The following is a 14,340-nucleotide window of genomic DNA, read 5'->3' as shown; positions in this document are numbered from 1 at the left end:
TCTGCTTTACTGCATTTAAAGCGCGACACATGCCGGCCGCTGCGGCACATTAACGTTCATCAGCCTTACAAGGAAAGCCCATGGCGCCTACTGACCAGCGACACGAACAGGCCCTGAAACTGTTTCTCGATGCGCGTCCGGAACTGCGCGAAGCCCTTGACCACCTCAACCCGCTGCTGGCCCAGGCCAAGGGCGAAACGCAGGCGCAGTACCGCGAAGAACGCCTGCACGAAGCCTTCGAAGCCGAGGCCGAAGGCCAAGGATTGTTTGCCTGGGAACTGACCTTGCAACTGACTGCCGCGACGCCCGAGGAATATCAGGCGCAACGTCTGGAAGTGCATCGCGAAGTGGCGGAAATGGCCGGCATGGATTGGCTGGAATATTGCGATCTGTATGGCATAGAACCGTAACCCCTGCTCAAGGACGCTTTATCGATGCTGCCTTCGACCTCGACCCACCGCGCCAGCCCCGGACATCTTCACATACAGAAATGGCGCGGCCGTGTGGGCCTGGCGCTGGTTGCCAGCCTGTCGGTACTGGCCGGCATGACCGACGCTATCGGCTTCATGGCCAGCGGCGATTTCGTTTCCTTCATGAGCGGCAACACCACGCGGCTGGCCGTGGCGATCAGTGATGGCGACAGCGCACTGACATTAAGGCTGATCCTGCTGGTCGCGACGTTCATTGTCGGTAATGCCCTCGGGGTTGTAGTCAGCCGACTGGGTGGACGGCGGGCGCTGCCCCTGTTGTTGTCCATCGCCGCTCTGCTCTGTTTGGCAGCCTGGCCCTTTGACACTCAACTGCCGGCCCTGCTGGCGGCGATTGTTGCGATGGGTATGCTCAACGCAGCGGTGGAGGAAGTGAACGGTCTGCCGGTCGGGCTGACGTACGTCACCGGCGCCCTGTCCCGATTCGGCCGTGGATTGGGCCGCTGGGTGCTCGGCGAACGGCGAAGCGGCTGGCGGGTGCAAATGGTGCCGTGGAGCGGGATGCTGGTCGGGGCCATTCTGGGGGCAGTGCTGGAACATCATCTGGGGCTAAAGGCGATGCTGGTCAGCGGTCTGTTCGCCGCCGTACTGGGGCTGCTGACCCTGAAAATTCCGCGGCGCTGGCAGTTGGGCTACATGCCGCGCTGACAGACACCTGATCGCATCAGGACGGACACGGGAAACATCGACTTCGCCGCCCCGCCGAGAAAGCTTTATCATGGCCGCAGTTTTGCTGATCGAGTCCGTCATGAAGTTCGCCATTGCGCTGTTTTCCGCCGCCCATGCGCCCTCCTCGCGCCGCGCCCTGCTATTCGCCCAAGCCGCACTGGCCGGCGGACATGAGATTGTCCGGCTGTTTTTCTATCAGGACGGCGTCCACAACGCGTCCGACGCGGTGGTCACACCGCAGGACGAACTGAACCTGCCCAAGCAGTGGCGATCTTTCATCACCGAACAAAACCTCGACGGCGTGGTGTGCATCGCCGCCGCCCTGCGCCGCGGCGTGTTGAATACCGAGGAAGCCGGGCGTTATCAGCGTGATGCCGTGGCCGTCAGCGCGCCGTGGGAATTGTCCGGCCTCGGCCAGTTGCATGACGCGGTGCAGGATGCCGACCGCCTGATCTGTTTCGGAGGCGCCTGACATGGCCAAATCCCTTCTGATTATCAGCCGTCAATCGCCTTGGTCAGGCCCCGGCGCCCGCGAAGCGCTGGACATCGTGCTCGCCGGCGGCGCCTTCGATCTGCCGATCGGCCTGCTGTTTCTCGACGACGGTGTGTTGCAACTGGCGGCCGGGCAAAACGCCAAGGCACTGCAGCAGAAAGACCTGAGCGCCAACCTGCAAGCGCTGCCGATGTTCGGCGTCGAAGAGCTGTTCTACTGCGCCGACAGCGCCAGGGTTCGCGGCCTCGGCGATCGTTCGCTGGACGAGGCGCAGCCCTTGGCCGCCGATGAAATCACCGCCCTTATTGACCGTTACGACCAGGTGATCACCCTCTGATGTCGACTCTGCATGTGTTGTCCCATTCCCCGTTCGGTGACGAACGCCTGACCAGTTGCCTGCGCCTGCTGGGTGCCAGCGATGCGCTGTTGCTGTCGGGCGATGCCGCTTATGCGCTGCAACCTGGCACTGCGCCGTTCAGTGCGCTGGAATCTCGTCAGGTGAAATTGTTCGTGCTGGCCGAAGACGCGCAAGCCCGTGCCGTGCAGGTTCCGGACTGGGCCGGAGCCATCGATTACCCCGCCTTCGTCGAGTTGTCGATCCACCACGACAAGGTCAACTCCTGGCTATGAATGCGCTGACCGTCGGCACCCGCGCCATCGAACTGGACAAGGACGGCTTCCTGGTCGACCTCAACGACTGGTCGGCCGAAGTCGCCAGCGCCCTCGCCGCTGCCGAAGACATCGAGCTGAGCCCGGAACATTGGGAAATCCTCGAACTGCTGCGCAGCTTCTATGCCGAATTCCAGTTGTCTCCGGCCACCCGGCCGCTGATCAAGTACACCGCGCTCAAGCTCGGCGCGGAGAAAGGCAACAGCCTGCACCTGAACCGACTGTTCAAAGGCACCCCTGCCAAACTCGCCGCGAAACTGGCGGGCCTGCCCAAACCGACGAATTGCCTATGACCGACTATCCAGCGCTGACCCTCGAAACGCCCGCCGAACATCCGTTCGCCCAGTTCGTGCGCATCCTCGGCAAGGGCAAGCGCGGCGCCCGCGACCTGACCCGCGAGGAAGCGCGGGAAGCCATGGGCATGGTGCTCGACGAAGCGGTCGAAGAAACCCAGCTCGGCGCCTTCCTGATGCTGCTGCGGCACAAGGAAGAAAGCGCCGAGGAAATGGCCGGGTTCACCGAGGCCCTGCGCGAGCGCTTGCAGGCGCCAGCACTGAACGTCGATCTGGACTGGCCGACCTATGCCGGCAAGAAGCGTCACCTGCCATGGTATCTGCTGGCCGCCAAGTGCCTGGCACAGAACGGCGTGCGTATCTTCATGCACGGCGGCGGCGCCCACACCGCCGGGCGCTTGTACTCCGAACAATTGCTCGGTCAGCTGAAAATCCCACTGTGTCGCAACTGGCAACAGGTCGGCGCGGCGCTGGATGACGGTGGCCTGGCGTTCATGCCGCTGGTGGACTGGGCGCCGCAGCTGCAACGGATGATCGACCTGCGCAACACCCTCGGCCTGCGCTCGCCGATTCACTCACTGGCGCGGATTCTCAATCCGCTGGGAGCGCGTTGTGGCCTGCAGAGTATTTTCCACCCCGGCTATCAGGCGGTGCACCGCGATGCCAGCGGCCTGCTTGGCGACACCGCAATCGTGATCAAGGGCGACGGCGGCGAAATCGAGATCAATCCGGATGCCGACAGCCACTTGTACGGCACCACTGGCGGCAAGGGCTGGGACGAGGAATGGCCGCAGCTGTCGGCGCAGCGTCACGTCAAACCTTCTTCGCTGGATATCGAGCATTTGAAGGCCGTCTGGCGTGGGGATGTGATCGACAGTTACCCGCAAATGGCGCTGATTTCGACCATGGCGTTGGCACTGCGTGGCCTCGGTCAGAGCCGTGAGCAGGCTTTCGAAACTGCCGAGCAATACTGGGCCGCGCGGGACAAATCGATTTAACCGATCATAAACGCCCGATCTTTGCGCTTTTTGTTCGAACTCATCGGAATAGACTCGGCTCCAACGATTACTGGTTTCTGGAGTCTTGATCATGGGTTTACTCGTCGACGGCCGCTGGCAGGACAAGTGGTACGAAAGCAGCAAGGACGGCGCCTTCCAGCGCGAACAGGCGCAGCGCCGCAATTGGGTCACTCGCAATGGCGAGCCGGGCCCGAGCGGTGAAGGCGGTTTCGCCGCCGAAGCCGGGCGTTATCACCTTTATGTCTCTCTCGCCTGTCCATGGGCTCATCGCACGCTGATCCTGCGCAAGCTCAAGGGCCTGGAAAGTCTGATCGACGTTTCCGTCGTCAGCTGGCTGATGCTGGAAAACGGCTGGACCTTCGATCAGAACCTCGGTTCGACCGGCGACAAACTCGACCATTTCGATTTCATGCACCAGCGCTACACCGCCGACACCGCCAACTACACCGGCCGCGTCACCGTGCCGGTGCTGTGGGACAAGAAGCTCAAACGCATCGTCAGCAATGAATCGGCGGAGATCATCCGCATGTTCAACAGCGCCTTCGATGACTTGACCGGCAACGATCTGGACTTCTATCCAGCGCCATTACGCAGCGAGATCGATGCGCTGAACGAGCGGATCTACCCTGCCGTGAACAACGGCGTGTATCGCGCCGGTTTCGCCACCTCGCAAAAAGCCTATGAAGAAGCGTTCGATGACGTGTTTGCCGAACTGGATCATCTGGAGCAGGTGCTGGGCGCCAACCGTTATCTGACGGGTGAATACCTGACCGAGGCGGACGTGCGGTTGTTCACCACACTGATTCGTTTCGACGCGGTGTACCACGGGCACTTCAAATGCAATCTGCGGCGGATCAGCGATTATCCGAACCTGTCGAACTGGCTGCGTGAGATGTACCAGTGGCCGGGCGTTGCCGAGACCGTGGATTTCCAGCACATCAAGCATCACTACTACGGCAGCCACAAGACCATCAACCCGACCGGGGTAGTGCCGAAGGGGCCGAAGCAGGATTTCACTGTTGCCCATGACCGGGACCGGTTGGGCGGGAAAGGGGTTTGGCGCCGAGGTTGAGAGCAGGATCGTTCCCACCGCGTGGGGACGATCCTCTCAGAGTCGTCAGATTTGACCCTGAGCGCCCTCGAACCACGCCAGTTTCTCGCGCAGTTGCACCACTTCGCCGACGATCACCAGCGTCGGCGCATGCACTTCATGCTCCGCCACCAGACGCGGCAGGTCGGCCAGCGTGCCGGTGAAGACCCGCTGATTGACCGTGGTGCCCTGCTGGATCAGCGCTGCCGGCGTTTCGGCCGCACGACCATGTTTGATCAACTGCTCGCAGATGATCGGCAATCCCACCAGGCCCATGTAGAACACCAAGGTCTGCGCCGGCGCGACAAGGTCCGCCCACAACAGGTCGGTGGAACCGTCCTTCAAGTGCCCGGTGACGAAACGCACCGACTGCGCATAATCGCGATGGGTCAGCGGAATCCCGGCATACGCCGCGCAACCGCTGGCCGCCGTGATGCCCGGCACCACCTGGAACGGGATGCCATGGGCCGCCAGTTCTTCGATCTCTTCGCCGCCACGGCCGAAAATGAACGGATCCCCGCCCTTCAACCGCACCACACGCTTGCCGGCCTTGGCCAGATCCACCAGTTGCTGGTTGATCTGATCCTGCGGCACGGCGTGATCGGCGCGACGCTTGCCGACGTAGACCCGCTCGGCATCGCGGCGGCACAGTTCAAGAATCGCCGGAGCCACCAAGCGGTCGTACAGCACCACATCGGCTTGCTGCATCAGGCGCAAGGCGCGGAAGGTCAGCAGATCCGGATCACCCGGCCCTGCGCCCACCAGATACACCTCACCGGTCGTAACCATGGCTTCGCCGTCAATCTTGGCTTGCAGCAAACGTTCGGCTTCGGCGCCCTGTCCTGCCAGTTGCCGATCAGCAATCGGCCCCTGGAACACGTCTTCCCAAAAACCGCGACGTTGCTGCACATCGGGAAACAGGCCTTTGACCTGATCGCGAAACCGCGCGGCCAGACCGGCCAGATGGCCGTAGGTCGAGGGAATCCAGGTTTCGATCTTGGCGCGAATCAGTCGGGCCAGCACCGGCGCATCGCCGCCACTGGAGACCGCGATGATCAGCGGTGAACGATCGACAATCGCCGGGAAAATCACGCTGCACAGCGCCGGCGCATCGACCACATTGACCGGCACGCAGCGCCGATGGGCATCGGCGGAGACGTGCGCGTTCAACGCTTCGTCGTCGGTGGCGGCAATGATCAGCCCGCAACCGTCCAGATCCGTTTCGGTGTAGCCACGCAGCAGGCATTCGCCACCGCTGGCGGCAACCAGTTCGCGCAGTTGCGCTTCGATTTCAGGTGCGACCACCCGCAGCAGCGCACCGGCATCGGCCAGCAGGCGGGACTTGCGCAAGGCAATCTCCCCCCCACCGACAACCAACACACGACTGCCGCGCAGGTTGTGAAACAGCGGCAGATATTTCATTTAACCGATGACCTCAAGGCCACCCATGTACGGCTTCAGCACGTCCGGCACACGGATCGAACCGTCGGCCTGCTGATAGTTTTCCAGCACGGCCACCAAGGTACGACCGACCGCCAGACCGGAACCGTTCAGGGTGTGCACCAGCTCAGGCTTGCCGGTTTCCGGGTTGCGGAAACGCGCCTGCATACGGCGGGCCTGGAAGTCGCCGCAGTTGGAGCACGACGAGATTTCACGGTATTTGTCCTGGCTCGGGATCCACACTTCCAGGTCGTACGTCTTGACCGCGCTGAAGCCCATGTCACCGGTGCACAGCGCCAGGGTACGGTAAGGCAGACCCAGCAGTTGCAGAACTTTCTCGGCGTTGGCGGTCAGGCTTTCCAGCGCTTCCATCGACTTCGACGGCTCGACGATCTGCACCATCTCGACCTTGTCGAACTGGTGCTGACGGATCATGCCGCGAGTGTCACGACCCGACGCGCCGGCTTCGCTGCGGAAGCACGGAGTGTGAGCGACGAACTTGATCGGCAGCTGTTTCGAATCGACGATTTCACCGGCCACGATGTTGGTCAGCGACACTTCGGCGGTCGGGATCAGGTACAGATCGGCTTCGCCTTCGCGAGCGATCTTGAACAGGTCCTCTTCGAACTTCGGCAATTGGCCGGTGCCTTGCAGCGCCGGAGCCTGAACCAGATAAGGCGTGTAGGCCTCTTCGTAGCCGTGCTCGGTGACGTGCAGGTTGATCATGAACTGCGCCAGTGCGCGGTGCAGGCGGGCAATCGGGCCGCGCAGCAGGGCGAAACGTGCGCCCGACAGCTTGGCGGCAGTTTCGAAGTCGAGCCAGCCGAATTTCTCGCCAAGGGCCACGTGGTCCTGTACCGGGAAATCGAAAGCGGTCGGGGTGCCCCAGCGACGGACTTCGACGTTGCCGTCTTCGTCTTCGCCGACCGGTACCGATTCGTGCGGCAGGTTCGGGATGCCCAGCAGGATCGAATCCAGTTCGGTCTGGATCGCGTCCAGCTCGACTTTACCGGCGCTCAGTTCGCCCGCCATGCGCTCGACGTCCGCCATCAGCGGCGCGATGTCTTCGCCGCGCTGCTTGGCCTGACCGATGGATTTGGAACGCGCGTTACGCTCAGCCTGCAGTGCTTCGGTGCGGGTCTGGACGGTCTTGCGCTGTTCTTCCAGCGCTTCGATGCGCGCGACATCCAGGGCAAAGCCACGGGAAGCCAGGCGGTCCGCTACGTCCTGAAGGTTGCTACGTAACAGTTTGGAATCGAGCATGTCGGTTTCTCGTTATCAAAGTTTGGTCAGGGACAGGCCGGCCCAGGTCGCGAGCAGCCCGCCGAATACGCTGATGGCCGCATAGCCCAGGGCCAGCGGCACTTGCCCGCTTTCCAGCAGGCGCACCGTATCCAGTGAAAAGGATGAAAATGTCGTCAGCCCCCCGAGGAAGCCGACCATCAACCCGGCACGCACCTCGATCGGTACTTCCGGGCGTATCAAAAACAGGCCGTACAGCACGCCAATCAGCAGACAGCCCACGATATTAACGGCCAGCGTCGCGGTATAGAAGTGCCGCGGCCAATTGGCGCTGACCCAATTGCCGGTGGCGAAGCGCAACAAGGTGCCGGCAATCCCGCCGACGGAGACTGCAACGATCAGTGGAACCACTATTTTCTCCGCTGCCGGGGGCTTAATCGATCAAGTTGGGCGAGGTGGTTGAGCTTTTCGCCGATCTTCAACTCCAGGCCACGGGGCACCGGCTGGTAGAACGGAATCGGGTCGAGTTCTTCCGGGAAATAGTCTTCGCCGGCCGCGTAGGCGTCTGGCTCGTCGTGGGCATAACGGTATTCGTCGCCATAACCCAATTGCTTCATCAATTTGGTCGGCGCATTGCGCAGGTGCAGCGGCACTTCCAGCGAGCCATGTTCGGCGGCGGCGCGCAGCGCGGTCTTGAAGCCCATGTACACCGCGTTGCTTTTCGGCGCACAGGCCAGATAAGTGATGGCCTGAGCCACTGCCAACTCACCTTCCGGGCTGCCGAGACGTTCCTGCACTTCCCACGCGGCGAGGCACAGACTCAAGGCACGAGGATCGGCGTTGCCGATGTCTTCGCTGGCCATGCGCACCACGCGCCGGGCGAGGTACAGCGGATCGCAGCCGCCGTCGATCATTCGCGCAAACCAGTACAGCGCACCATCCGGATTGGAGCCGCGCACTGACTTGTGCAGCGCGGAAATCTGGTCGTAGAACGCTTCGCCGCCCTTGTCGAAGCGCCGGCGAGTGTCGCCGAGCAGGCTTTGCAACAGCTCGGTGCCCATCTCACTGTTGTCTTCAGCCAGATCCGAGGCGTTTTCCAGCAGGTTCAGCAGGCGCCGGCCATCGCCGTCGGCGGCAGACAGCAGCATCTGGAAGCCTTCATCGCTGAGGGTCAGATGACGCTTGCCCAGACCACGCTCTTCGGTGAGTGCGCGGTGCACCAGTTTGCGCAACGCCGCTTCGTCGAGGCTCTTGAGTACATAGACTCGCGCCCGCGACAGCAATGCGTTGTTCAGTTCGAACGAAGGGTTTTCGGTGGTGGCGCCAATGAAGATCAGCGTGCCGTCTTCAACGTACGGCAGGAAGGCGTCCTGTTGAGACTTGTTGAAGCGGTGTACTTCATCGACAAACAGAATCGTGCGCTTGCCGTATTGGCCGGCCTGCTGCTTGGCGATTTCCACCGCCTGACGGATCTCCTTGACCCCGGCCAGCACCGCCGAAACCGTTTCAAAGTGCGCATCCGAGACTTCCGCCAGCAACCGCGCCAGCGTGGTCTTGCCCACGCCCGGCGGGCCCCAGAAGATCATCGAATGCAGGGCACCCTGCTCCAGCGCTTCGCGCAAAGGCTTGCCGCGAGCGAGCACGTGTTCCTGACCGACGTACTCATCCAGATTGGTCGCCCGCAAACGGGCGGCCAGTGGCTGGGCAATCGGTGCACTGCGAAACAGATCCATCACGTACTGTTGAAACCTCTGTGTTTATTCCTGAATCACATCGGCACCCTTCGGGATGTCGAACTTGAACTTCGAGGCCGGAACCGCTTCGTTGGCCTTGACCCCGGTAAACAGGATGTTGGTGCGCTGGCCGACGCTGTCGATCAGTTGCATGTCATTGACCAGACCGTTGCGGAACGACAGGCGCAGGCTGTCGAACAGGGTGTCCTTGGTTTTCGGCTTCAGGGTGAAGTCGATCACGCCACCGGCCTCTTTGGCGGTGATGTCGAAGCTCTGGCTGATTTTCGATACGTCGCCGGACAGCAACAGAGCCGGGGTCTGGGTCAGACGTTCATCGAGCTTCTTGATGGTGGCCTGTTCCAGGTCCGGGTCCCACAGGGTGACCTTCTTGCCGTCGGACACCATGGTCTGCTCGGCGGGCGCATTGGTGTGCCAGTAGAACAGGCCCGGACGCTGCAGGGTCATGTCGCCGGTGGTTTCCTGCAACTGGGTGCCGCTGCCGTCGAGGGTCAGTTGGGAGAAGTTGGCGGTCAGGGTCTTGGATGTTTCGAGCAATTGGGTCAGGCGAGACACATCCTTGTCATCGGCGTGAGCCGTGAGGGTGGTCAAAGCCAGTACCGGCAGCAACATGCGGATAAGACGCATGGGAGTCCTCTTGAATACTCGTGGGAAAGAGGACGGCGCTTCATGCACCGCCCATTGCATTTGGATCAATCGAATCAGTCGCGTACCGGGCCAGGGGCCAGGACTTCGCGGGAACCGTTGGTGTTCATCGACGTCACGACCCCGGCCATTTCCATGGCTTCGATCATGCGCGCGGCACGGTTGTAACCGATCTTCAGCTTGCGCTGTACAGCGGAGATGGAGGCGCGACGGCTTTCAAGTACGAACTGCACGGCTTCGTCGTACAGCGCGTCGGCTTCCGGATCGTCGCCGTCACCGCCGCCGCTGCTGCCTTCGAAACCACTGCCCGCCTCTTCGACACCGTTGAGGATGTCGTCGTTGTATTCCGGCGCGCCGCGCAGTTTCCAGGCTTCAACCACCCGGTGAACTTCATCGTCGGACACGAAGGCGCCGTGGACCCGAATCGGCAGGCTGGTGCCCGGCGGCATGTAGAGCATGTCACCGTGGCCGAGCAGTTGCTCGGCGCCGCCCTGGTCGATAATGGTCCGGGAGTCGATCTTGCTCGACACCTGGAACGCCATCCGGGTCGGGATGTTGGCCTTGATCAGACCGGTGATCACGTCCACCGACGGCCGCTGGGTAGCAAGGATCAGGTGGATACCGGCCGCACGCGCCTTCTGGGCGATACGGGCGATCAGTTCTTCGACCTTCTTGCCGACGATCATCATCATGTCGGCGAATTCGTCCACGACCACGACGATGGTCGGCAGCTTCTGCAACAGCGGCGCTTCGTCGTGGATGCTTTCACGTTTGTACAGCGGATCGCTCAGCGGCTCGCCGGCATCCTGGGCTTCCTTGACCTTGGCGTTAAAGCCGGACAGGTTTCGCACGCCCATCTTCGCCATCAGCTTGTAGCGACGCTCCATCTCGGCCACGCTCCAGCGCAGGGCGTTGGCGGCGTCCTTCATGTCGGTCACGACCGGGCACAGCAGGTGCGGAATGCCTTCGTAGATCGACAGCTCGAGCATTTTCGGGTCGATCATGATCAGCTTGGCGTCGTCCGGGCCGGATTTGAACAGGATCGACAGGATCATCGCGTTCACGCCCACCGACTTACCGGAACCGGTGGTACCGGCCACCAGCAGGTGCGGCATCTTTGCCAGATCGGTGATGACCGGTTTGCCGCCGATGTCGTGGCCCAGGGCCAGAGTGACTGGCGATTTGAAGTTGTCGTACTCGGGGGTCGACAGCACTTCGGAGAAGCGCACGATCTGCCGGTCTTCGTTAGGGATCTCGATACCGACCGTGGTCTTGCCAGGAATCACTTCCACCACCCGCACGCTGGTCACGGCCAGCGAACGCGCAAGGTCTTTTGCCAGGTTGGCGATACGGCTGACCTTGACGCCCGCAGCAGGCTGGATTTCGTAACGGGTAATGACCGGGCCGGGATGGATCGAATCCACGGTCACTTCGACGCCGAATTCCTTGAGCTTGATCTCCAGCAAGTGGCCGACCGCGGCCAGGGACTCGGGCGAATAATTGAGTTGTTTCTTTTCCGCGGGATCGAGGATCGAGATCGGTGGCAAGGTGCCTTCCACGGCGCTGTCGACGAACAACGGCACCTGCTTCTCTTTCTGCACGCGCTTGCTTGGCTCCGGCGCCTTGACCGGGGCCGGGGCGATGACCGGCGGCACCTGTTTCTCGCGCTCGGACATGTGCTTGCTCAGGGCCTGTTCGCGCTCGATCAGACGCTCCTTGACCTTGGCCTGCTCGCGTTTGTCGGTGACCGTCGGTGCAACCACGTCATGCACGCGATCGTCGACTTCACGCAGCTGCGCGACCAGTTGCTTGCGCTCGGTACGCGCCGACCACCAACGGTTGACCGCGCCCTGGAACAGTTCGAACAGGTCGAGGGTGATCTTGCCGGTGATGTCCATCACCTTGAACCACGACAGGTCGGTGAACACCGTCAGGCCGAACAGGAAGAGCGCAATGAACAGCAACGTACTGCCCTGAATGTTCAGGGCATTGCGGGCCAGGTCACCAAGGCTTTCACCCAGCGCACCACCCGCGCCGGCCGGCAATCCGGTGGGTGCATGGAAATGAATGTGCGCCAGCGCGGCGCCGGACAACACCAGAAACACCAGGCCGATCAGGCGCCAGGAGAACAGCCAGCCGCTCCACTGCCACGGCTCGTGGCGCTGACGGAAGATCTGATACGCCTTGATCGCCAGCAGCAGCGGGAAGATGTACGCGAAGTAACCCAGCACCATGAACAGGATGTCGGCGCTGTAGGAGCCCGCCGGGCCACCGAAATTCTGCACGTCATCGATCTTGCTGTTGTGGCTCCAGCCCGGATCGTCCTTGCCGTAGGTCAGCAAAGCCATCATCAGGAACAGGCACAAGGCGCCGATGGCGATCAATGCACCTTCCTTGAGCCGGTAGTGCAATTGCTGGCGCCAAAGCGGAACGACTGTTTTTGGTGCTTCCGTGGATTTCTTCAAAACGCTTCTTTTCCTGCGCCAGAGGCGCGTCCATCTATTGAATGACGATAAAAAACTGCCCAATCCAGGCAGGTAAAAAATTGACGGGCGCAACGGAGACTACTTTTAACACTGCGCCCCGCCTTTTATAAACACGGCACGCGGCGAATATTCTGTAACAGCCCGGCATTGTACGGGTTTGCGCGTTCGATGCCATGCTTCCAGGTCTCTGGTTCAAGCATAGCCAAACGCACAACACCCGGCGTTCAATTTGAGCATGCATTGTCTTTTGTGACAAAGGCTTATGAGGTGTATTTGATGAACGTAGCGAAGCATGCGCACCTCATCTCCCATGAACGCCACACATTGACGTCGGCAAGCTTGCTCGCACCGGTGCAACGCCCGATTACGACCGCATCCGGATGCTCAAGTTGCAGCTACGCAAAAGCCGTACTGCAACGGAGGACATTCGCCTCATTTCCCGGCACACTTTAGCGCGGGCCCAGCGCCCACCGCCCTCCCCTTTTGCAAGCCTGGACGCCATGCTGACTTGGTTACAACGCAATTCACTGACTTTCCCGCCACTGGAAAAGGCCATGCGCGATCCCAACGGATTGCTGGCGGCCGGCGGCGACCTGTCCGCCGATCGCCTGATCCAGGCCTATCGTCACGGCTGCTTTCCGTGGTTTTCCGAAGGCCAGCCGATTCTGTGGTGGTCGCCGGATCCGCGCACCGTGCTTTTTCCCGACGAACTGCACGTCTCGCGCAGCCTTGGCAAATTGATGCGTAAACAACGCTATCGAGTGACCTTCGATCAGGATTTCGACGCCGTGATCCGCGCTTGCGCCGCTCCCCGGGAATACGCCGACGGCACCTGGATCACCGAGGCGATGCAGGACGCCTATATCGAACTGCATCGACGTGGCTTTGCCCATTCGGTGGAAGTCTGGGATCAGGGCGAACTGGTCGGCGGCCTGTACGGCCTGGCGATGGGGCAACTGTTCTTCGGCGAGTCGATGTTCAGCCGTGCGGACAATGCTTCCAAGTACGGCTTTGCCACACTGGTGCAACATCTCAAGGAAGCGGGTTTCGCGCTGATCGACTGTCAGATGCCAACCGACCACCTGCACAGCCTCGGCGCCCGGGCCATTTCACGGCAGACATTCGCCGACTATCTGACCAGATACCTCGATCAACCCAATCTTGCTACCTGGGTTTGCTGAGCGACTTTTGCGCGCGTGGCTTACACTTAATTCACCAGCTTACCCTTGAGGGTTGATCATGACCGAGTTGGCGCGGTTGAAGTTTTATGCCACTCAGCCTCACTCTTGCAGTTATCTGCCCGAGGAACAGGCCACGACCCTGTTCCTTGATCCGAGCCAGCCCATGGATGTGCATGTCTACGCAGACCTGTCAGAAATGGGCTTTCGTCGCAGCGGCGATCACCTGTACCGCCCGCATTGCCAGAACTGCAATGCCTGCGTGCCTGCGCGCATTCCGGTAGCGCAGTTCAACCCCAACCGGCAGCAGAAACGTATTTTCAAACGCAACAGCGATTTGCAGGTGCGCCCGGTCAAGCCGGCGTTCAGCGAAGAGTATTTCGACCTTTATCAGCGCTACATCGAACAGCGCCACGCGGATGGCGACATGTACCCGCCGAGCCGTGATCAATTCTCGACTTTTCTGGTACGCGACCTGCCCTTCTCCCGCTTTTACGAGTTCCGGCTCGACGGACGGTTGCTGGCAGTGGCCGTCACCGACCTCCTGCCCAACGGCCTGTCAGCGGTCTACACCTTTTACGAACCGCAGGAAGAACGCCGCAGCCTCGGGCGCTACGCCATCCTCTGGCAAATCGCCGAAGCCCAGCGCCTGAGGCTTGAGGCGGTCTACCTGGGTTACTGGATCAAAAACTGCAAAAAGATGAACTACAAGACCCAATATCGGCCCATTGAACTGCTCATTAATCAGCGCTGGGTCATCCTGAACTGAATGCAAACCCTAAACCCCTTGGCGTAAACCCCATTTTTCGGGCACAATGCACGCCGCTTTTGCCTGGCGCAGTTGCACCGGGCCATTCATTGGATACCGAGGGCTTTA

Annotated in this window: 16 protein-coding genes; 10 read left to right on the top strand and 6 right to left on the bottom strand. The window is 61.2% G+C overall.

The genetic code is table 11. The features are described from left to right. Positions 1-80: 80 nt before the first annotated feature. From ACTJK7_RS24520 to ACTJK7_RS24485, 8 genes are all read left to right on the top strand, one after another. On the top strand, positions 81-410 hold the full coding sequence (locus ACTJK7_RS24520; RefSeq protein ID WP_085654286.1) for a DUF6388 family protein: 330 nt from the start codon (positions 81-83) through the stop codon (positions 408-410). 24 nt (positions 411-434) lie between these two features. Beyond that, complete coding sequence (locus ACTJK7_RS24515; protein WP_440781051.1) at positions 435-1,136, top strand: YoaK family protein; 702 nt, start codon at positions 435-437, stop codon at positions 1,134-1,136. Between the two features lie 100 nt (positions 1,137-1,236). Continuing rightward, positions 1,237-1,629 carry a sulfurtransferase complex subunit TusD gene (gene tusD, locus ACTJK7_RS24510; RefSeq protein ID WP_064384074.1) on the top strand — a complete coding sequence of 131 codons (393 nt, stop codon included), beginning with the start codon at positions 1,237-1,239 and terminating at the stop codon, positions 1,627-1,629. Position 1,630: 1 nt separating this feature from the next. Next, the gene (tusC, locus tag ACTJK7_RS24505; protein ID WP_201820379.1) at positions 1,631-1,987 is read left to right on the top strand and encodes a sulfurtransferase complex subunit TusC; all 357 of its coding nucleotides are present in this window, start codon (positions 1,631-1,633) and stop codon (positions 1,985-1,987) included. Continuing rightward, positions 1,987-2,280 (top strand): sulfurtransferase complex subunit TusB, encoded by a 294-nt coding sequence (gene tusB / locus ACTJK7_RS24500; protein WP_440781053.1) that lies wholly within the window; start codon positions 1,987-1,989, stop codon positions 2,278-2,280. The genes tusC and tusB overlap by 1 nt, the downstream gene beginning before the upstream one ends. Next, a complete protein-coding gene (locus ACTJK7_RS24495) occupies positions 2,277-2,612 on the top strand; it encodes a TusE/DsrC/DsvC family sulfur relay protein (RefSeq protein WP_064380667.1) in 336 nt (111 codons plus the stop codon). The genes tusB and ACTJK7_RS24495 overlap by 4 nt, the downstream gene beginning before the upstream one ends. Continuing rightward, positions 2,609-3,610: a glycosyl transferase family protein gene (locus tag ACTJK7_RS24490; RefSeq protein ID WP_440781055.1), complete on the top strand. Its 1,002-nt coding sequence runs from the start codon at positions 2,609-2,611 to the stop codon at positions 3,608-3,610. The genes ACTJK7_RS24495 and ACTJK7_RS24490 overlap by 4 nt, the downstream gene beginning before the upstream one ends. A 91-nt stretch (positions 3,611-3,701) precedes the next feature. Then, positions 3,702-4,703 (top strand): glutathione S-transferase family protein, encoded by a 1,002-nt coding sequence (locus ACTJK7_RS24485; protein ID WP_108562677.1) that lies wholly within the window; start codon positions 3,702-3,704, stop codon positions 4,701-4,703. Positions 4,704-4,748: 45 nt separating this feature from the next. Here ACTJK7_RS24485 and cysG read toward each other — a convergent pair whose 3' ends face one another. The 6 genes from cysG to ACTJK7_RS24455 all read right to left on the bottom strand — a co-directional run bounded on the left by cysG (position 4,749) and on the right by ACTJK7_RS24455 (position 12,264). Then, on the bottom strand, positions 4,749-6,143 hold the full coding sequence (cysG, locus tag ACTJK7_RS24480) for a siroheme synthase CysG (protein ID WP_108562679.1): 1,395 nt from the start codon (positions 6,141-6,143) through the stop codon (positions 4,749-4,751). Continuing rightward, complete coding sequence (gene serS, locus ACTJK7_RS24475) at positions 6,144-7,424, bottom strand: serine--tRNA ligase (protein ID WP_064380676.1); 1,281 nt, start codon at positions 7,422-7,424, stop codon at positions 6,144-6,146. Positions 7,425-7,439: 15 nt separating this feature from the next. After that, positions 7,440-7,814: a fluoride efflux transporter CrcB gene (gene crcB, locus ACTJK7_RS24470; protein ID WP_323151189.1), complete on the bottom strand. Its 375-nt coding sequence runs from the start codon at positions 7,812-7,814 to the stop codon at positions 7,440-7,442. Next, positions 7,814-9,136 (bottom strand): replication-associated recombination protein A, encoded by a 1,323-nt coding sequence (locus tag ACTJK7_RS24465; RefSeq protein WP_007958186.1) that lies wholly within the window; start codon positions 9,134-9,136, stop codon positions 7,814-7,816. The genes crcB and ACTJK7_RS24465 overlap by 1 nt, the downstream gene beginning before the upstream one ends. A gap of 24 nt (positions 9,137-9,160) precedes the next feature. Beyond that, positions 9,161-9,781: an outer membrane lipoprotein chaperone LolA gene (lolA, locus tag ACTJK7_RS24460; RefSeq protein ID WP_108562683.1), complete on the bottom strand. Its 621-nt coding sequence runs from the start codon at positions 9,779-9,781 to the stop codon at positions 9,161-9,163. A 74-nt stretch (positions 9,782-9,855) separates the two neighbouring features. Next, a complete protein-coding gene (locus ACTJK7_RS24455; protein WP_084776936.1) occupies positions 9,856-12,264 on the bottom strand; it encodes a DNA translocase FtsK in 2,409 nt (802 codons plus the stop codon). 521 nt (positions 12,265-12,785) lie between these two features. Here ACTJK7_RS24455 and aat point away from each other — a divergent pair. Continuing rightward, on the top strand, positions 12,786-13,466 hold the full coding sequence (aat, locus tag ACTJK7_RS24450) for a leucyl/phenylalanyl-tRNA--protein transferase (RefSeq protein WP_064380682.1): 681 nt from the start codon (positions 12,786-12,788) through the stop codon (positions 13,464-13,466). Positions 13,467-13,524: 58 nt separating this feature from the next. Continuing rightward, positions 13,525-14,232 (top strand): arginyltransferase, encoded by a 708-nt coding sequence (locus ACTJK7_RS24445; protein WP_064380683.1) that lies wholly within the window; start codon positions 13,525-13,527, stop codon positions 14,230-14,232. Positions 14,233-14,340 lie beyond the last annotated feature (108 nt).

Origin of the sequence: Pseudomonas sp. 22085, assembly GCF_052045815.1 — a bacterium.
Lineage (GTDB): Bacteria > Pseudomonadota > Gammaproteobacteria > Pseudomonadales > Pseudomonadaceae > Aquipseudomonas > Aquipseudomonas glycinae.
The sequence above is the reverse complement of the archived record's forward strand: the minus strand, read 5'-3'. Positions and strand labels throughout refer to the sequence as shown.